The sequence below is a fragment of the Pseudoalteromonas prydzensis genome (assembly GCF_011050055.1).
In the GTDB taxonomy this organism is placed as follows: Bacteria; Pseudomonadota; Gammaproteobacteria; order Enterobacterales; family Alteromonadaceae; genus Pseudoalteromonas; species Pseudoalteromonas prydzensis_A.
On sequence record NZ_DRGM01000212.1, the window covers coordinates 22,105 to 40,051 of the forward strand.

The following is a 17,947-nucleotide window of genomic DNA, read 5'->3' on the forward strand; positions in this document are numbered from 1 at the left end:
AAAAATTATCGTGCTAACCAGCCACCATCAACCGCGAGAATATGGCCATTGACATAGTCACTGGCTGTTGATGATAAAAAGATGGCTGAACCAATTAAGTCTTCTGCTTCGCCCCAACGCCCCGCAGGAATACGCTTTTCAATTTCGCTATTGCGAGCGGCATCATCTTGTAAAGCTTGGGTGTTATCAGTTCTGAAATAACCGGGGGCAATGGCATTGACCTGAATATTGTGTTGTGCCCATTCGTTTGCTAATGCTTTAGTAAGACCCGCAACTGCATGTTTACTGGCGGTATAGGCTGGGACTGTCATGCCGCCGCTGTATGACAACATCGAGGCAATATTAATTATTTTGCCAAAGCCTTGTTTGATCATATTTGGCGCAACCGCTTGTGCTAATAAAAAGCTAGCATCAAGGTTTACTTTCATCACGTGCTGCCATTGCTCATACGGATAATCCACCGCAGGGCTGCGAAATATGGTGCCACCAACATTAACCAAAATATCAATACCGCCATGGTTTGCTAAGGCTGTTACTGCTAATGCGTTAACTGAATCTGCATCACTTAAGTCAGCGGCATAGTCATAAGCCTCACCACCGCGGTCTTGGATCATCTGACACGTTGTTTGGCAGCCTTGCTCTTTACTACTGCTGCAAATAACCTTGGCGCCAGCAGCTGCTAAACCCAATGCGATTTGCTGACCCAGTCCACGGCTTGCACCGGTAATGAGCGCTGTTTTTGAAGTGAGATCAAATAAAGTGGCTGTCATGTTAAGTTCCTATCAATTTATTTATGCTTAATTACTAATTCAATGTAAATCGAATTAGCTAAACTTGTTAACACCCATTCTTCGCTACCGGTGGCAGTTTGTCAAATACTATTTGCCACCGGTGGCAAATATAGCTAAGATGTAACAATCAATCAGCCCATATAACGTTTATAGGTTCATATTATGCAAGCACTGAATAGAAAAAACTTTAATAAAAACAAATACCCAACAAAAATAATGCAATACGGTGAGGGAAATTTCTTGCGTGCCTTTATCGATTGGCAAATTGATAAACTCAATGAAACAACGGATCTTAACGCCGGTGTTGCGGTGATCCGCCCTATCGATTACGACGCAATTCCTTTACTTAATGTCCAAGACGGCTTGTATACCACTATTATTCGTGGCTTAAATGAGCAAGGTGAAACCGTTGCCGATCACCGTATCATTAGTTCAATCAATGAAGAAATTCCTGTCTATAAAGATTTTCCCCGTTATATGGCACTGGCTGAAAACCCTGATCTGAAAATTATTTTTTCAAATACCACTGAAGCCGGTATTGAGTACATTGATACTGATAAACTTAGCGATGCGCCCGCTAAAGCATTCCCTGCAAAATTGACGCAGTGGCTATTCCATCGCTTTAATCACTTTAATGGCTCAGCTGAGAGTGGCATGGTGATCATCCCTTGCGAGTTAATTGACTATAACGGCGAGAAACTCAAAGAAATCGTGTTTCAATACTGTCAACTTTGGCAACTACCAGAGGCGTTTACAAACTGGCTTAGTGATGCTAACCACTTTTGCTCAAGCTTAGTTGACCGCATTGTGACAGGCTTCCCACGTGATGAGCATCAACAACTGCAAGAATCATTAGGCTACTTAGATAACTTTATGGTGACCGCTGAGTACTTTCACTTGTTTGTTATTCAAGGGCCGCAGCATCTTGCAGAATTGCTATGCTTGCAAAACAGCGACCTAAATATAAAAATTGTTGATGATATTTCACCGTACAAACAGCAAAAAGTCGGTATTTTAAATGGTGCCCATACGGCGCTAGTGCCACTGGCTTACATGGCGAACATTGATTCTGTGGGCGATGCGCTGGCCGATCCTTTGTTTGAAAAATACCTAACACAATTAATCTTTGCTGAAATTATTCCCACTCTTGATTTACCTGAAGATGAATTAAAGCGCTTTGCCAATGATGTACTGAACCGCTTTAGAAATCCGTATATTTGCCATTTATTACTGGCTATTTCACTCAACAGTATGACTAAATTTAAGACCCGTATTTTGCCGCAGTTGCACACCTATGTGACAACAAATAACGCCGTACCGAACATGATGGCACTGGCTATTGCCGGGCAAATTTTAATGTATAAAGGCCTGCGTAATGAGCAGCCAATTGCACTGAGTGATGCACCACAATGGTTAGAATTATTTAATACTCTATGGCATGACTTTGATAACAATGCGTTGTCATTAACGGCCCTTGTTGAACAAGTGCTAGGCGCAAAGTGGCATTGGGAAAGTGATTTAAATACGCTGCCAGAATTAACCAGTACAGTCACAACTCACCTACGTAATATGCTCACTGAAGGTGTAGCTAGTACGCTTACTAACCAGTTAGGCCAATAATATGAAAGCATTAATTAAACTACATCCGACCGATGACGTTGCTATTGCAATGCGTAATATCACCGCGGGTGAAATACTGCCCGTTGATGGCGAAGAGATTTTAGTCAATGAGAACATTGATAAAGGCCATAAAGTGGCGCTGCGTGATATTAATAAACAAGAGAATATTATTAAATACGGCGCCCCCATTGGCTTTGCCCTAGAGCATATTCAAAAAGGCGGCTGGGTGCATACGCACTGCGTTAAAACCACCCTTAACGATGAGCTTGAATACCAGTATATTCCTGAGTTTATTGAGCAAAGTGAAGCGACTCCTTCGCCTGCTGTTAACCTTTACCGTCGTCAAAATGGCGAAGTCGGTATTCGTAATGAAATTTGGCTGATCCCGACGGTTGGCTGCGTTAATGGCATGATCAATCAAATGATCAAAGAGTTTAAACTTCGTCATCCACAATTAGAAATTGATGGCATTTATGCGTTCCCTCACCAATTTGGCTGCTCGCAGCTGGGGGATGATTTAGATACAACGCGAATTTTATTGCAAAACATGGCACTGCACCCAAATGCGGGTGGCGCTTTAGTGGTTGGTTTAGGCTGTGAAAATAATCAATTACCGGCATTTCGTGATGGCTTAGGGGATTACGATGAAGGCCGCATTAAGTTTTTGATCACCCAACAAGCCGATGACGAAATTGAAGAAGGCGTTGCGCTACTTGAACAAATTTATGCCCAAGTAAAACAAGATAAACGTCAACCGGGTACTTTATCTGAAGTAAAGTTTGGCCTTGAATGTGGTGGCAGCGATGGTTTGTCTGGTATCACGGCGAATCCGATGCTGGGTTATTTTTCAGATTATTTAATTGCCCAAGGTGGTACCACAGTACTGACCGAAGTGCCTGAAATGTTTGGCGCTGAAACCTTATTAATGTCGCGCTGCAAAGATGAAGAGACCTTTAACAAGCTGGTCAGCATGGTGAATAACTTTAAAGGTTATTACAAAGCTCATAATCAACCGATTTATGAAAATCCGTCGCCAGGTAATAAAAAAGGCGGCATCACTACCTTAGAAGATAAATCATTAGGGTGTACGCAAAAAGCCGGCACCAGCAAAGTACAAGCGGTTTTACATTATGGTGAACGCTTGCAAATAGCTGGCCTGAATCTATTGGATGCCCCCGGTAACGACCCGATTGCCACCAGCGCACTCGGTGCTGCCGGTTGTCATATGGTGTTATTTACCACTGGCCGCGGTACGCCTTATGGTGGATTTGTGCCAACGTTAAAAATTGCCACTAATTCAGAACTGGCGAATAAGAAAAAACGCTGGATAGATTTTGACGCTGGCGTTTTAATTAACGATGTCACCATGGAGCAAGTCCACGGGGAGTTTGTTGAACTGCTAGTCAACATTGTAAACGGCCAACCCACCTGCAATGAAATAAACGACATTCGTGAAGTCGCTATTTGGAAAAAAGGAGTGACGTTATAAATGACGCCTAAGTCCATCGCAATTATTGGCGAATGTATGGTTGAGCTTAGCGGCCAACCATTTACTGCCATGCAGCAAAATTATGGCGGCGATAGCATGAATACCGCCATTTACTTAAAAAAACTCGCAGGCAATGAAGTAAACGTCAATTACGTCAGTGCTATGGGCACTGATCCACTAAGTCGTGCCCTCATCGAAAAATGGCAAGCTCATCATATTAATACCGACAATGTGCTACTCAGTCATAACAAACAACCGGGTTTGTATATGATTCAAAACGATGCATCTGGAGAGCGTACTTTTCAGTATTGGCGCAGCGATTCAGCGGCTAAATATTTAGTGCAACATGCTGATTTTAATAAAGTGCTTACAGCGCTCGCTCAAGTTGATGCTATTTATTTGTCGGGGATCTCACTGGCAATCTTATCGGAGCAAGACTGCCATACTTTACTCAGCCATTTAGCGCAGCTAAAACAGCAAGGGATAAAAATTATTTATGATAGCAACTACCGCCCTGCATTATGGTTAAGCAAAATGCACTGCCACCTTGCCAATAATAAAGCCTATGCACTGGCCGATTTAGCATTAGTGACCTTTGACGATGAAGCACAATTGTGGGGAGATAGCAGTGTTGCGCAATGTACCGAACGCTTGCACCAACAAGGCGCTCATGAGGTCGTTGTAAAACTCGGCGCGGATGGCTGCCAATACAGTAAAAAACACCCTGATAATTCCATTTCAGTCGAGCTGTTTAATACTGTCGCTGTAGAAAAAGTGATCGACACGACCGCCGCCGGCGACTCGTTTAATGCCGGTTTCTTAGCGTATTGGCTAACGGAGCAGCCTATAAAGCACTGTGCTCAAGCGGGTAATTTACTGGCCGCACAAGTGATCCAACAACGTGGTGCTATTGTTAAGATAGACACCCCAGCAATAAAAAATACCATAGAAAATAAGTAACACTATGAAAAAACGCTTTTTATTATATTTTTGTTTATTGATTACCTACTTTGGCTTGCAGGCGGCAACGCCGCCAATTGGTAGCGAGCCAAGTAAGGTATTGTATGTTGATAAAACACGGCCAAGCGCTTTTAAAACCATTCAAGCCGCGATTGATGCCAGTAGCCAGTTTAAATCGGCGATTATCTTAATTGGCCCTGGGTTATATCAAGAAAAACTGTACATCACCCGTAATAACCTCAGTTTAGTCGGCAGTTCGCTTAGCGATACGCGTATCGAATATGCGCAGCTTCGTAACAACTGGCGGGAGCAACACGATAGTGATTGGGGCGCTGCGGTGATCAATATTGCCGGCAGTGACATCAATATTGTTAATCTAACAGTGACCAACAATTATGGTCGCTTACATAACACCCATGACCATCAATTCGCTATTCGCGGCTTTGAAAATGCCACACGGATCATCTTGCATCAGTGTGATATTAGCGCCGATGGTGCTGATACATTAAGTTTATGGAATAAAGACAATGGCCTTTATTACCATTCTTATTGCTCATTTACTGGGGCAACGGATATGGTGTGCCCGCGTGGTACGGCGCTTATCGAACACTCAACATTTTTCAATCTGAAACAAACGGCAACCTTGTGGCATGATGGTGAGCGTGATCCAGAGCAAAAACTCGTCGTTGCCAACAGTACCTTTGACGGGGTGAAAAACTTCTGGCTTGGCCGCCATCACTATGATGCGCAGTTTTATTTATTTAATAATCAATTTTCAAAAAATTTGGCCGATAAAGCCATTTTTAAGAAAACCTATAAGGACGCTTCACGCAATCGTAACAACTATTATGGTGATCGTTACTACTTTTATGCCAATCAGAGCCCAATGGATTTTCCTTGGTTAGCAACCAATATAACCCAAGCTCAACACACGCAGTTTACTGAACCATCATTAGAGCAATGGGTGTTTAAAAACAACTGGCAGCCTAGTAAGGTGCTTAGTGAACTACAACAAGAAATACAAAATCAGCAATTTAAAAGCAAGCCGTTTACTTTATAAACATCATGAATGCCTCGCAACCGAACCTGAGTGCATACCTAAGCCTACTTTTTTAAAATAACTGCTGTGAGACGCTTATTTTATTTAAGTAGACTTCCTCTCATGGGTATGCACTCGAATTTACCACACCACTAACTTGCCACTAAGGCGCCGCTTTGCCATCAGCATCTATGCCACGCTTCCAATACGCTGAACACACGATTCTTGCACTAGGGACAGCAAACTGCTCTTTGGCAAGATTTTGAATTGTGCGCACAAGTGCAGCTTCAAGCCCCATAAAAATGATTGGCGTATCGGTGTACTGCTCTAAGCAGTGCGTGATCTGCTCCAGCAACTCTGTTTGCGGCTCGGTGGTAACTAGCCAGTTAATGCGATGGTTAGTATGTACCTCTATCGTATCAAGTGTGATGATATCTTGCGAGTCAGCAACGTGGATGATCACATCAACATCGGCACTTGCCGGTAGTTGCTGCAAATAGCCGTTAATTGCGTTGACAGAGGTTAGATCGGCAATCATTAAATATTGCGACTGACTAAAATCATCCAGTTTTTTAGGGCCTGGTCCTGCAATAGCCAATTTATCACCGGGTTTGGCCTGTTTTGCCCAGTCAGTGGCTATACCGCGATGTTGATTAACTACAAAATCAAGGGTAATTGTATGCTTAACAGGATCAATCGCCCTAATTGTATATGAGCGTTTAGGTGCAGGGTTAGCTGCTTTAAGATCAATTTCCACATCATTTTGACCAAAGTGTGGAAATAATACTTTTACATAAGCACCGAGTTGATCGTTTGGAAAGTCAGAAAACTCATCACCTCCAACAACCAAACGTTTTAAATGGGGGGCAATATCTGTTGTGCTGATCACGGTTGCACGGCGTACTCTTCTCGTCATTTTTGTCTCCTCACACGGTTAATTCATTGTTTAATTGCACAACGCCCCATTAGTTGATAAAGTCAACTATAAAGAATTAATTGACTTTGTCAACTAACTAGGTGGAATATGCCACAACAAAATTTAGCTTCAACTCTCTTTGCACTGACACAAAGCTATCGGCTGATTGTAAGAGACGCTATCAATGCCAGCGAATTAGGATTAAATGCATTGCATGTTAAGTGCCTGCATATCATTGCCGATACTAGGCACTGCACAGCCAATGACATCGTCAATGAAACGCAGCGTGATAAAGCACAAATAGCACGCTTAATTAAAGAGTTGCTGTCTTTATCCTTGATCACCAAGTGTGCGGATGAAAATGATAAACGCTGCTTTATTTTGTCATTTACCCAGCGTGGGCAAACACTTTATCAAACCCTTCAACAAGCCGAGCAGCGCGTTGATAGCTTACTCTGCCAAGGGCTTGACCAAGCACAAATTGATAATTTTTTAATGGTCGCTAACACTATGATCAACAATATAAAAAATGAATAACATCGGTAATATGCGCAGGCCCCTAATCTAACTCTTGGCATTTTAACGTGCTAAGCACTATACTGTACAAACGTACAGTATAGTGTGTTTTTATATATGCTTGTTATTCCTATTTATATCGAAGCGGGTATTTGTGGCTTTGAATCGCCTGCCGCGCAATACCAAGAGCTGGGGTTATCCCTCGATCAATTATTGATTAAACACCCTGATGCAACCTTTATCGGTATCGCCTCTGGTGAGTCAATGCAGGGCGTGGGGATTTTTGATGGTGACTTACTCTTGGTTGACCGCGCTGAGGAAGCCAAAAATAATGATGTGATCGTGGCTAATTTAAATGGTTTATTTGTGTGCAAATTACTTGATAAAACCAATGCTCGGTTACTGTCGGCGTCGCCATTATACGGCCCGGTGCAATTGAGCCAAGAAGATGAATTCCAATTAGAAGGTGTGGTGACACGTTCTATCCGGCTACACCGCACAAGCCCTGAGTTATACCAATGTATGCCTTAGTCGATGCAGTGGCATTTTATGCCAGCGCCGAGAAAGTATTTGATCCTGCACTGCGTACTAAGCCTGTTGTCGTACTGACTAACAATGATGGCTGTATATGTGCCGTGTGCCCTATTGCACGGCGGCTAAATATTCCTAAGTTTCAGCCTTATTTTAAAGTTAAACATTTATTAGCCAAACACAATGTAGTTATTCGCTCATCGAATTATGAACTGTATGCCGACTTAAGCGATAAGATGATGAATATAATCAGTCGCTTTTGTGATAATCAGTTTGTGTACTCGATTGATGAAGCGTTTTTGTACTTTAACGGCTTTACCCCACTCATTAATGACTGGCATCAATATGGTCAGTTAATTCGCCGTACCGTTTGGCGCGAAACAAAGCTGCCCGTTGGGGTTGGCTTTGGTCCAACGCCAACCCTTGCCAAAGCAGCTAATCATGCAGCAAAAAAACTCAACGGCTTTAATGGGGTTGCAGTGATTGATAGTGAGCAAGCACGACAGCATATTTTAGCCGCTATGGATGTGGGTGATGTTTGGGGCGTTGGCAGACGCTTAACTAAAAAGTTAAAACTACTTAATATTAGCAGTGCGCTTGATTTAGCTCAGCAATCCCCACCTCGCATGAAACGCTTATTTAGCATCATGCTTGCCCGCACAGTGGATGAGCTAAATGGCCGCCCGACCTTAAATTGGCATGACGTACAGCAAAATAAACGCGAGATATTTTCAACCCGCAGTTTTGCAACTAGGTTAAGCTGCCCTATTGCTTTAAAAACAGCGTTAGTGAGTCATGCCATGATTGTTGCACGTAAGCTACGCGCGCAAAACTCAGTCACTAAGCGATTATTACTGTTTATTGCCAGCTCACCCCATGAGCAACACTACACAAAAAAATCGCTTATTTATGAACTCCCTCACGCGAGTGGCGACAGCACTATCTTTGCTAATGCAGTAACGGCTATTTTCGAGCAACTGTATCAAGTAGGCGTACGGTATTATAAATGTGGTGTAGGGGCATTAGAGATAAGCACTGCGCAGTTTCAGCAACAAGATTTATTTACTCAAAAAACAGATAATATTAACTTGATGGCCTGTTTAGATGCAGTCAACAAACGTTACGGCACAGATAGCTTAACGCTTGCAAGTCAGCAACAAACTAACCAATGGCATATGAAGCGCACTTTTTTATCGCCCCACTATACAACCCGCTGGCAACACTTACCGAAAATTAGTTGCTGTTAGCGTTGTAATTCAAACTGACAAAGTACATCGCTGTTTTCGACACTGTATGTAAGAGTCGTTGGTGAGATAAAGCGCAGCGTTTGGCTGGTATCTAAATTATCTACCTCATTCTCACAGCGAGTATGGCGTAGTGACATGGTAATACTTTGCGTGGTGTATTTATACTTAGTAGTGACTAAACAAAAGTTAGCGACTTTATTGGTTTGTGTGCCATGGTGTAAGTTGTTAAAAATGATTTCATCGCCGAGCTTAAAGCCAAGATCAGGCTCATTTTCATCAAGCAATGCTAACGCTCCACTAGCACACATTTTAGCGTCACCAGATACTAATTGATAACTGCCAACCTTAGTGTTGAATAAATTAATAAACTGACTCTTATTACTGGGTAACTCAGTTTTAGCGCTGCCTAACGCGCTCATACATAAGCAAACACCGTACAGTAGTACTTCACTATAACGCATTAAAAACCTAACTATTCGTAGTGTGTAACATCAGCATAGCATAGCTACAATAATTAAAATAAGATCAATAACATAAATGCTTGCCTAAGCTATTGAATAAACCTTGGTATTACTGCCAATATTTAGCAAAAAGTTGCGGGTATGCAAGCTTTAAAAACTTAGGTTTATCTTTGAAGCGTTTACCCTTTGGCTGTTCAAGCCCGGAAGGAGCAAAAGGCAACTCGTCTTCGTTGCGTTCTTCGTACAGTAAACCAGCTATTAAATCGTATTCATCTAAGTACGGATAAGGCTGCTCATTTAAATGATAGACAGGAGTGCACTGGGCTAATGAATCGGCATTTTCAAGGGCGGCATTAAAGGTCGTTTCACCACGAGAAATCAACCAACAACGAAATTCAGAGAAGCCATAATCGTCGTTGCAACCAGCCATTACAAACGCAGCGCCAAATAACTCCCACGTATAGCTTTGACGCATACAAAGGCTAAATTGTTTATCAAATTCAATAAGCTGCTCATCTGTCAAATCGCTCAGTAGCGTTTTTAACCGTTCACTTACCGACTCTGGCTCGGCGGTTTTATCGGGAACGGTAACTAATTGCCAAAACTCGCTAGACGAAAGCACACTCATGACAGGATCTCTTGCACACGACCAACTTGGCCATCTTCTAATTGCACTTTAATACCATGGGGATGATTTGCTGACTTGGTCAGCAACCGTGAAACAATACCGTTGGTAAGCGTGCCACTGCGTTGGTGTTGTTTTAAAACTATGTTGACTTCAGTACCTGGAGAAATTTGTGAACGAGTAGGAACAGCCATAATACACCTCTTTTGCTATTTTATTGAATTATAGCTACATGTATCACTGATACCAAACTTAAAGTACAGTGATGATGATGTTTTCGCGCTCGATTGCGCTAATAATAGCCTCACTATGCTTTTCTATTTCAGTGCCGCAGCCAATTAATTGAAAATCAAACAACATCACTACCCTAAACTTTGTCAGCGGTAAAAATGAACTCTTTAACTGTTAAATCAATGCTCGCAAGTTCCTTGCTAAGTATATGTTTGATTAATAGCGTATCTTGATTTTCCGTTGCTTGTTCAAGTGCCAACTGATCTTTAAAGAAACAGCTAATTTTAAGTGACGTAGCTGGTTTTTTTATATCTATATCATGAGTTAACCAACTAAACTCTGTTACTTCATCTTTAATACATTCACAGGCACGCGTTAAAGTCGTACGTAATACTTTATCAAATTGTTTTTGTGTTTTAGTCATTATCGGTTGTTTGCTCTGCTTCGCGTTGTTTTTTAAATTCGTCGTAGCTATCTTGTTGGCGTTTTACGCACTCATGGTACTCTTTATCTGCCATATAACTACATTCCCCAAGCCGCGCAGCTTGGATTTCGTGATAGCGCGAATCTGAACTACAGGCGGTTAAAAACAGTACCAGCACAATGCTCATTACATATTTTAGCTTATTAAAAAGCATTAAAAATTCCTTACATTTTTAACTGGAAAAGTAATTCATCCACGGCGATTTTACTGTATATTGCAGACGTTTTATATCACTAACCGTTAAGGGCTTATTATGATGTTGTCGCAGTTACAGGAGCTGTTCCAGCGTATCGATAAAAGTAAACTATTTCAATCATTTGTTATCGCCGTTATTGTGGTATCAGCGCTCACCGTTGGTGCTCATACTTACTCGTTACACCCCACTGTTGAACTTGCTTTACACTGGATGGACATTGGCATCACGGTATTTTTCTTAATAGAACTCATTATCCGCTATGTGGCGAGTAAGGGCATTAAAGACTTTTTTAGCAAAGGCTGGAATATTTTTGACTTTATAATCGTCATTGGCAGTTTATATCCTGCTGCAGGTTCAAGCATTTTTATAGCCCGTTTACTGCGAATATTCCGTGTACTACGGTTAGTCTCGATGGTGCCAGAACTACGTTTACTGGTTAATTCATTATTAAAAGCCATACCGCAAATGGGCTACATTGCGCTGTTAATGTTTGTTATTTTCTATATTTATGCCGCAACTGGCAGCATGTTATTTGCTGATATAAACCCATTTCTATGGGGTGATGTATCAATCTCAATGCTGACTTTGTTTAGAATTGCAACCTTTGAAGATTGGACCGATGTCATGTACGAGACCATGGCGGTCTATAAACTTAGCTGGATTTACTATCTTACATTTATATTCTTAACAGCGTTTGTGTTTTTAAACATGATGGTAGGCGCAATTCTTGAAGTGATGTCAGAGGAGCATCGCAATGCCCGAGAAGAGCAAGCTGATATTGATTCTCTGCCCGCAACCCAAGGGCAAATTAATGAGCTCAAAGCGCAAGTTACAGAGCTTACACAATTGATTAAAAATCAACGTTCATAAGTCACTAAAAATAGGCCAGCTTAGCTGGCCTATTAGTTACACTTTAAATCTGCCTACCAACTCGGTTAATACTGACGAAAGTCGATTCATTTTATCGCCATTTTCATGAGTCGCATTAGCAATATCACTGACATCATCAGCAACATTTTTTATCTCTGTAACATTACGATTAATGTCTTCCGCAACATGTTGTTGCTCTTCAGCTGCGGTCGCTATTTGTGTGTTTAAATCACTGATAGTTGCAATCGATGTGGTGATCTCAGCAAACTGTTGCTGCGCCGAGTGCGATAGCTCCACTGTTTTATGCGTACTTTCAAGACTGCGGTTCATTTCATTGGACACTTGCGCAGACATACTACGTAGCTTATCTAGCTGTGATGCAATCTCTTGCGTTGATTCAGCAGTACGTTGCGATAATGCGCGTACTTCATCGGCTACGACTGCAAAGCCTCTGCCATGCTCTCCAGCCCTTGCAGCTTCAATGGCGGCATTAAGTGCAAGTAAATTTGTTTGTTCTGAAATACCGCGAATAACATTCAAAATCGACATGATGTTTTCACTTTCAGCGTCAAGCTGCGAAATATCAGCACTGGCTTTGGTGATCACCACAGAGAGTTGCTCAACACTTTGCACTGTTTGTGTGATCACCGATTGACCAAGCTCTGACGCTTGTTGCGTTTGCATTGCAAGATCTGCAGCATTAGCACAACTTGCCGACACTTCATTGGCGGTCGCAGCCATTTCATTAATTGCCGTGGCAGCCATTTCCAGTGCTTGTTGCTGTTGTGAAGTTGCCCCTGTTAACTGTCCTGCCTGTGACGACGTTTGCTGCGATGCATCTGACACATCTTTAGCACATTCATTGATTTGAGTAACAAGCTCAGCAATCAAGTTTAAAAACAGATTAAAACTATTGGCAAGCTTTGCCGTTTCATCTTTGGTTGTTATTGTGAGCCGTCGAGTTAGGTCACCACCGCCTTGCGCAATTTCAGCCAGACCATCACTGACTTCAACTATAGGTGAAGAAATTACTTTTGAGATATAACTTGCGATCAAAATGAATACAATAATTAGCACTGCACTAATAATTAAAATTGTAAAGGTCATGGTGTTTGCGGCGCTCATCACCTCTGACTTTTCAACTAAACCAATAAATTTCCAACCCAACTTAGCTGAAGTATATATATTGGCAATAAAATCTTTGTTATTAATAACAATTTCAAACTGACCTTGGGTATTAGCAGCTAACTGCTTGTACTTCCCACCCGCAATATCAGCTAAACGTTTAAAACGAAAATCTTCATTTTTAACATCAACAAGTACATTTCCCGTATCTTCAATCAGCATTAAGTAACCAGTTTCACCCAGCTTAATATTGGCAATCATTTCTGTCAGTCCTTGCAAAGAAACATCCATTCCCTGTACACCAGTGATTTGTCCATTATCTTTTATTGCTTTTACAGTAGAGACAATAACCATATCGTCAGCTGCCCAATAATAAGCACTGGTACGAACCGTTTTACCGCCCGCAGATTTACCAGTTAAATACCAAGGTCGAGAGCGTGGGTCATAATTGGCATTAACTTCTCCCGCTGGCCACTGAATATAGCCACCTTGTTCATTGCCCATATAAATATAAGCAAGTCCAGGGTGAGTTTGGCCGAAGTGATCAAACTGTTGAAATGCGGCACGCTCAACACTACTGCCCTGAAGATGTTTTAGCATCACCGAATTATTTGTGTCTACATGAGTTTTGACATCTTGCTTGGCAGCTAAGACCATTTGATGTGAAGCTAAATAAGCAACATTTTTTTCTATTTCGGCAAAAAATATAGCGATACCATTATCTATTTGCCGTGCTTCCCTCTCGCTCATTTGCGCAAAATTATCAATAGCTTGTTCTCTTGTTTGCGTGATAACAAGGGCTGCAATAATAAAAAGAGGTAAGGCGATGGCTGAGGCAAAAGATAGTTTTAATTTTTTTGATATATTCATACATAGGAGGCCAAATAGAGACTCCCATAAAGATAGTAAGCTATTGAGTATTCAGCAAGAAACGATCTAACTAAATTAACTAAGCAGTGACAAAACTAAAGCGATGCAAAAAGACAACAGCAAAAGGGCTGGCACATTGCCAGCCCTCTATATTAACTGTAGTAAATGGCTGCTGGTAAACTAATGTTTGTTATCAACAATAATACGCAGCATGCGACGTAGTGGCTCAGCGGCGCCCCATAATAATTGGTCACCAACGGTGAACGCACTAATGTATTTAGGGCCCATTGCTAATTTACGAATACGCCCTACCGGAATACTTAACGTGCCAGTGACTTTAACTGGAGTTAAATCTGTAGCCGTAATGTCACGCTCATTCGGGATAACTTTAACCCACTCATTGTGTGACGCTAAGATTTGTTCAATTTTTTCAACACTGATATCTTCACGTAATTTAATGGTCATCGCTTGTGAGTGACAACGCATTGCGCCAATACGCACACATAACCCATCAATTGGCACCGGCTGTTTACTTGAACCTAAAATTTTATTTGCTTCAACTTGCGCTTTCCATTCTTCTTTTGATTGACCTGATGGCATTGGCACATCAATCCATGGAATTAAGCTGCCTGCTAACGGCACGCCAAATTGGTCTTGCGGTAAATCGCTTGAGGCAATTTGCTGCGTAACTAGTTTATCAATTTCTAAAATCGCTGCTTGTGGATCGGCCAGCTTATCAGCCACGCTTGCATGAATAGAGCCCATTTGCGCAATCAGCTCTTTCATATTACGGGCACCGGCACCTGATGCTGCTTGATAAGTCATTGGGCTTACCCATTCAATCAGGTCTTGCTCAAATAAACCGCCTAATGCGAGTAACATCAATGAAACGGTGCAGTTACCACCCACATAGGTTTTAACACCTTGCTGTAAACCTTGCTCAATGACGTCTTTGTTGACCGGATCAAGGACAATAATACTGTCGTCGCTCATCCGCAGTGCTGATGCAGCATCAATCCAAAACCCGTGCCAACCCGCTTCACGTAATTGTGGGTATACGGCTTTGGTATAATCGCCACCTTGACAGGTAATGATGATGTCCATTTTTGCCAGCGATTCAACATCCATTGCATCAAGTAATGGCTTTGCAGGACCCGCTAAATCAGGGCCAAGTTGACCGGTTTGCGAGGTAGTAAAAAAAGTAGTATCGATATTGGCAAAATCATTTTCTTGTTGCATACGCTCTAATAACACAGAGCCAACCATGCCCCGCCATCCGACCAATCCTACTTTTTTCATTGTTTGTTCCACTGTTTGAGTCATAAGAAATACCTAATACGTTAAAAATTAAAATTCATTGCGTGAGATTTAATTTTTATAGCCTCCTAAGCTAACACCACCAGCACACTAAAACTAGTCAATAAACTGTAACTTAAATATTTTTCATAATGTAAAACTGTGCAATAACATACAGCGTTTATTTTAAACTTTAATAAAAGCTTAACCTTGTTGAAACCTATATTTACCAAGCTTAGTAAGCACATTAGATAAAGATGTTTTGTGTAATTCTACATTCAACTAAAGGAAAAGATAATGAAGACACTTACTTTCGCTGTACTTGCTTTAGCATCACTTAATGTATTTGCAGATACAACACTTTCAGCGAGCACAATAACGCTAAAAGAAAATGAAAAAGTATCTTTTGAGCGCGCAGAAATAAATATGGAAGAACAACAAGGCGTATTAATCAATACTGCAACAACCTATTACAGTCCAAAGGTGTGGATAAATGGACGCTTAGAGCTGTTTTTTGTTGGCTCTACAAATGGAAATCAATTTTGTGAAGAGCGTGGTCACAACCAAGAAATCTCTGGAAGCACAATTACCTGCGGAGAAGATGAAAGCGCCTATGGAGACTTTGATTGGTATAACCAAACATGGGGAATGAAAAGCACGGGTAGTAAAAATCAATGTTACCCGCTTTATGCAACTATAAAGTGCCAATAAAGTATTGAATTATAAAATTATAGCCCTGTATCAGTTACAGGGCTACTAGCTATTTACTACCTTAAAGACGATGAACTGAGCCTATATAATCAGTAACGCCATCACTACAACTTTGCGCATCATCACCGTTAAACTCCTCTAATATATAAATTTTTACAGACGCCCCTGAATCTTTAGCTTCAGCAAGCCTTTCTAAAATTTGACCAAATTGACTATCTTGATAAGCTAGCGTTAACTTATCATTATTCCTATGAGTTATGCTATTAGTTGTCTTTACAATGACTTGGGGTAACTCTAATTGAAGGCTATTTAATCAACCCTATTACGACACAACCACCCGTTTTACAAACAGCAGATAATAAAAAGCCCTACACTTGGCAGGGCTAGGGTAATAATGGCTTATTGTAGTTGCCTTTATTAGATGACTTTAAAACTCGTAACTAAAGCTCACACTTAATTCTCTAGGTGTTTCTTCAGAACGAATTAATACGTCATTTTGTTCAACTTCAAAGTTTTGTCCCAACATATTTTTCACTTTAAGTGTTAGTGTGGTATTAAACGTTGGGTAATAACTATAAACCATGTCTAACGAGTTTAAAGGTTGTTCGTAAGCGTCATCAAAGTTATTAACACCCGCAGCTAAAATACGATCACCAAATACATTGTAGATAACAGAGGCTTGATGCATGCCATCATGTGAATCGTAATTCAGTTGTAAGTTGGCAACATACTTTGAATGCCCCGTCATACGTCGCTTTAGATTCGTAAGATCGGCGCGCTGTTCTTCTGCAATTTCAACTTCTGAATCACTGAGCGTTAAATTACCAGAAGTAAAGAAAGCACCTCCTAATAAATCACTATGCAACTCAGTTAACCATTCAGCTTCAATACCGTAAACATAGGCTGTATCTGCATTATCAAACTGCAAAGTAAAACGGCCGTCGCTTTCTGTTAATAGTGCTTCGATTGGGTTATCAATATCTTTATAGAATGCGCCAATTGAGTAATTATCGCCATTGTCCATATAAAATTCGATACGTGCATCAAAGTTATCTAAATAGCTAGATTCTAAGAATGGATTACCAAGAGTTCGATAACCAGTAAGCGGATCTTGGAATTGAACAGGGCTTAGCTCTCGCAAATCTGGACGTACAACCGTGCTACCATAACCAAAACGAACTTGATACGATTGCTGACTATATGTCATAGATAACGAAGTAAAATACTCATCTTCCATCACACTTGCTTGTTCTATCGCATCTGCACTTAATTTATCTGCTAGTAGAGCAGGATCAAATGCTGAGCGAGAAAAAGCAAGCGCAACTTGGCGGAAGTCCTCGTAACGCACACCACCACTTAAACGCCAATCTTGAGCAAACGTGATGTCAAAAGAGCCGTAATAAGCATCAATCATTTGCGCTGCTAAGTAATCATCGGCGGTTGGTTCTTGGAACAATAACTCGACATCCGTTGAATCAATAACAGCATCGTCAGCAAAAAAACTGCCAATTGAAAGTGCTTCGTCTTCACTTTGTGCTAAATCTAAAGACTGAGTTTGGCTAAAGCGATAGTTAAAAAAGTCTGTGCGGTAATCACGTGTTTTTTCAACAAAATAACCACCACCCGCAATTTCTACTTCGGCGTTATCAAAGTAAAAAACTTTGTTTACATTGACGCCCCAGTTTTCAACATCGTCTTCTAGCTCAACAAATCGATACAAATAAGGATTACCACCTAAGCTACCATTGTAAAAAGTACGTTGATATTCGCCATCTAAGTACTCATCACGAACCGTTACTTTAAGTTCACCCGGTATACTTGTAGTCGCTGTTGAGTCAGTATACTGCCTATGTTTACGGTATTGAAGCTGAATGGTTAACTGAGTTGCATAGTGATTTATTAGGAGGTGCTTTCTTTACTTCTGGTAATTTAACGCTCAGTGATTCAGAAGTTGAAATTGCAGAAGAAC

Annotated in this window: 19 protein-coding genes; 9 read left to right on the forward strand and 10 right to left on the reverse strand. The window is 41.1% G+C overall.

Going from position 1 to position 17,947, the window contains the following annotated elements; all coding sequences use genetic code 11:
- Positions 1-5: 5 nt before the first annotated feature.
- A complete protein-coding gene (locus tag ENH88_RS22535) occupies positions 6-770 on the reverse strand; it encodes an SDR family oxidoreductase (protein ID WP_304185785.1) in 765 nt (254 codons plus the stop codon).
- A gap of 183 nt (positions 771-953) precedes the next feature.
- Here ENH88_RS22535 and ENH88_RS22540 point away from each other — a divergent pair, with 183 nt between their 5' ends.
- From ENH88_RS22540 to ENH88_RS22555, 4 genes are read left to right on the forward strand one after another with little or no spacing between them, the layout of a single operon-like run.
- Entirely contained in the window at positions 954-2,411 is a 1,458-nt protein-coding gene (locus tag ENH88_RS22540) for a tagaturonate reductase (RefSeq protein WP_304185786.1), read from the forward strand.
- Position 2,412: 1 nt separating this feature from the next.
- Positions 2,413-3,900 (forward strand): UxaA family hydrolase, encoded by a 1,488-nt coding sequence (locus tag ENH88_RS22545; protein ID WP_304185787.1) that lies wholly within the window; start codon positions 2,413-2,415, stop codon positions 3,898-3,900.
- The gene (locus ENH88_RS22550; protein ID WP_304185788.1) at positions 3,901-4,860 is read left to right on the forward strand and encodes a sugar kinase; all 960 of its coding nucleotides are present in this window, start codon (positions 3,901-3,903) and stop codon (positions 4,858-4,860) included.
- A gap of 4 nt (positions 4,861-4,864) precedes the next feature.
- A complete protein-coding gene (locus tag ENH88_RS22555) occupies positions 4,865-5,920 on the forward strand; it encodes a pectinesterase family protein (RefSeq protein ID WP_304185789.1) in 1,056 nt (351 codons plus the stop codon).
- A gap of 142 nt (positions 5,921-6,062) precedes the next feature.
- Here ENH88_RS22555 and ENH88_RS22560 read toward each other — a convergent pair whose 3' ends face one another.
- Complete coding sequence (locus ENH88_RS22560; RefSeq protein WP_304185790.1) at positions 6,063-6,815, reverse strand: siderophore-interacting protein; 753 nt, start codon at positions 6,813-6,815, stop codon at positions 6,063-6,065.
- A 108-nt stretch (positions 6,816-6,923) separates the two neighbouring features.
- Here ENH88_RS22560 and ENH88_RS22565 point away from each other — a divergent pair, with 108 nt between their 5' ends.
- From ENH88_RS22565 to ENH88_RS22575, 3 genes are all read left to right on the forward strand, one after another.
- Positions 6,924-7,352 carry a MarR family winged helix-turn-helix transcriptional regulator gene (locus ENH88_RS22565; RefSeq protein ID WP_304185791.1) on the forward strand — a complete coding sequence of 143 codons (429 nt, stop codon included), beginning with the start codon at positions 6,924-6,926 and terminating at the stop codon, positions 7,350-7,352.
- 96 nt (positions 7,353-7,448) lie between these two features.
- Positions 7,449-7,862 carry a LexA family protein gene (locus tag ENH88_RS22570; RefSeq protein WP_304185792.1) on the forward strand — a complete coding sequence of 138 codons (414 nt, stop codon included), beginning with the start codon at positions 7,449-7,451 and terminating at the stop codon, positions 7,860-7,862.
- Positions 7,850-9,109 carry a Y-family DNA polymerase gene (locus ENH88_RS22575; protein WP_304185794.1) on the forward strand — a complete coding sequence of 420 codons (1,260 nt, stop codon included), beginning with the start codon at positions 7,850-7,852 and terminating at the stop codon, positions 9,107-9,109. The genes ENH88_RS22570 and ENH88_RS22575 overlap by 13 nt, the downstream gene beginning before the upstream one ends.
- Here ENH88_RS22575 and ENH88_RS22580 read toward each other — a convergent pair.
- From ENH88_RS22580 to ENH88_RS22600, 5 genes are all read right to left on the reverse strand, one after another.
- Complete coding sequence (locus ENH88_RS22580) at positions 9,106-9,570, reverse strand: hypothetical protein (protein WP_304185795.1); 465 nt, start codon at positions 9,568-9,570, stop codon at positions 9,106-9,108. The two genes, ENH88_RS22575 and ENH88_RS22580, sit on opposite strands and share 4 nt — an antisense overlap.
- 109 nt (positions 9,571-9,679) lie before the next feature.
- A complete protein-coding gene (locus ENH88_RS22585) occupies positions 9,680-10,198 on the reverse strand; it encodes a DUF4240 domain-containing protein (protein WP_304185796.1) in 519 nt (172 codons plus the stop codon).
- A complete protein-coding gene (locus ENH88_RS22590) occupies positions 10,195-10,389 on the reverse strand; it encodes a YwbE family protein (protein WP_304185797.1) in 195 nt (64 codons plus the stop codon). Before ENH88_RS22590 ends, ENH88_RS22585 begins: the two co-directional genes overlap by 4 nt.
- A 173-nt stretch (positions 10,390-10,562) precedes the next feature.
- Positions 10,563-10,850, reverse strand: coding sequence for a hypothetical protein (locus ENH88_RS22595; RefSeq protein WP_304185798.1), 288 nt, complete (start codon positions 10,848-10,850; stop codon positions 10,563-10,565).
- Positions 10,843-11,064 (reverse strand): hypothetical protein, encoded by a 222-nt coding sequence (locus ENH88_RS22600; RefSeq protein ID WP_304185799.1) that lies wholly within the window; start codon positions 11,062-11,064, stop codon positions 10,843-10,845. The genes ENH88_RS22595 and ENH88_RS22600 overlap by 8 nt, the downstream gene beginning before the upstream one ends.
- Before the next feature lie 102 nt (positions 11,065-11,166).
- Here ENH88_RS22600 and ENH88_RS22605 point away from each other — a divergent pair, with 102 nt between their 5' ends.
- Positions 11,167-11,976 (forward strand): ion transporter, encoded by an 810-nt coding sequence (locus tag ENH88_RS22605; protein ID WP_304185804.1) that lies wholly within the window; start codon positions 11,167-11,169, stop codon positions 11,974-11,976.
- A 36-nt stretch (positions 11,977-12,012) separates the two neighbouring features.
- On the opposite strand, the gene ENH88_RS22610 is transcribed toward ENH88_RS22605, so the two are convergent.
- Together ENH88_RS22610 and asd are read right to left on the reverse strand one after the other, a co-directional pair.
- Entirely contained in the window at positions 12,013-13,971 is a 1,959-nt protein-coding gene (locus tag ENH88_RS22610; RefSeq protein ID WP_304185800.1) for a methyl-accepting chemotaxis protein, read from the reverse strand.
- A gap of 180 nt (positions 13,972-14,151) precedes the next feature.
- Complete coding sequence (gene asd, locus ENH88_RS22615) at positions 14,152-15,294, reverse strand: aspartate-semialdehyde dehydrogenase (protein WP_304185801.1); 1,143 nt, start codon at positions 15,292-15,294, stop codon at positions 14,152-14,154.
- A 270-nt stretch (positions 15,295-15,564) separates the two neighbouring features.
- On the opposite strand from asd, the gene ENH88_RS22620 reads away from it, so the two are divergent.
- A complete protein-coding gene (locus ENH88_RS22620) occupies positions 15,565-15,978 on the forward strand; it encodes a hypothetical protein (RefSeq protein WP_304185803.1) in 414 nt (137 codons plus the stop codon).
- 427 nt (positions 15,979-16,405) lie between these two features.
- Here ENH88_RS22620 and ENH88_RS22625 read toward each other — a convergent pair whose 3' ends face one another.
- Positions 16,406-17,878: a TonB-dependent receptor domain-containing protein gene (locus ENH88_RS22625; RefSeq protein ID WP_349768661.1), complete on the reverse strand. Its 1,473-nt coding sequence runs from the start codon at positions 17,876-17,878 to the stop codon at positions 16,406-16,408.
- Between the last annotated feature and the right edge of the window lie 69 nt (positions 17,879-17,947).

Coding starts and splice junctions, on each gene's coding strand:
- ENH88_RS22535 (WP_304185785.1), bottom strand. CDS start 770: ATGACAGCCACTTTATTTGATCTCACTTCAAAAACAGCGCTCATTACC.
- ENH88_RS22540 (WP_304185786.1), top strand. CDS start 954: ATGCAAGCACTGAATAGAAAAAACTTTAATAAAAACAAATACCCAACA.
- ENH88_RS22545 (WP_304185787.1), top strand. CDS start 2,413: ATGAAAGCATTAATTAAACTACATCCGACCGATGACGTTGCTATTGCA.
- ENH88_RS22550 (WP_304185788.1), top strand. CDS start 3,901: ATGACGCCTAAGTCCATCGCAATTATTGGCGAATGTATGGTTGAGCTT.
- ENH88_RS22555 (WP_304185789.1), top strand. CDS start 4,865: ATGAAAAAACGCTTTTTATTATATTTTTGTTTATTGATTACCTACTTT.
- ENH88_RS22560 (WP_304185790.1), bottom strand. CDS start 6,815: ATGACGAGAAGAGTACGCCGTGCAACCGTGATCAGCACAACAGATATT.
- ENH88_RS22565 (WP_304185791.1), top strand. CDS start 6,924: ATGCCACAACAAAATTTAGCTTCAACTCTCTTTGCACTGACACAAAGC.
- ENH88_RS22570 (WP_304185792.1), top strand. CDS start 7,449: ATGCTTGTTATTCCTATTTATATCGAAGCGGGTATTTGTGGCTTTGAA.
- ENH88_RS22575 (WP_304185794.1), top strand. CDS start 7,850: ATGTATGCCTTAGTCGATGCAGTGGCATTTTATGCCAGCGCCGAGAAA.
- ENH88_RS22580 (WP_304185795.1), bottom strand. CDS start 9,570: ATGCGTTATAGTGAAGTACTACTGTACGGTGTTTGCTTATGTATGAGC.
- ENH88_RS22585 (WP_304185796.1), bottom strand. CDS start 10,198: ATGAGTGTGCTTTCGTCTAGCGAGTTTTGGCAATTAGTTACCGTTCCC.
- ENH88_RS22590 (WP_304185797.1), bottom strand. CDS start 10,389: ATGGCTGTTCCTACTCGTTCACAAATTTCTCCAGGTACTGAAGTCAAC.
- ENH88_RS22595 (WP_304185798.1), bottom strand. CDS start 10,850: ATGACTAAAACACAAAAACAATTTGATAAAGTATTACGTACGACTTTA.
- ENH88_RS22600 (WP_304185799.1), bottom strand. CDS start 11,064: ATGCTTTTTAATAAGCTAAAATATGTAATGAGCATTGTGCTGGTACTG.
- ENH88_RS22605 (WP_304185804.1), top strand. CDS start 11,167: ATGTTGTCGCAGTTACAGGAGCTGTTCCAGCGTATCGATAAAAGTAAA.
- ENH88_RS22610 (WP_304185800.1), bottom strand. CDS start 13,971: ATGAATATATCAAAAAAATTAAAACTATCTTTTGCCTCAGCCATCGCC.
- asd (WP_304185801.1), bottom strand. CDS start 15,294: ATGACTCAAACAGTGGAACAAACAATGAAAAAAGTAGGATTGGTCGGA.
- ENH88_RS22620 (WP_304185803.1), top strand. CDS start 15,565: ATGAAGACACTTACTTTCGCTGTACTTGCTTTAGCATCACTTAATGTA.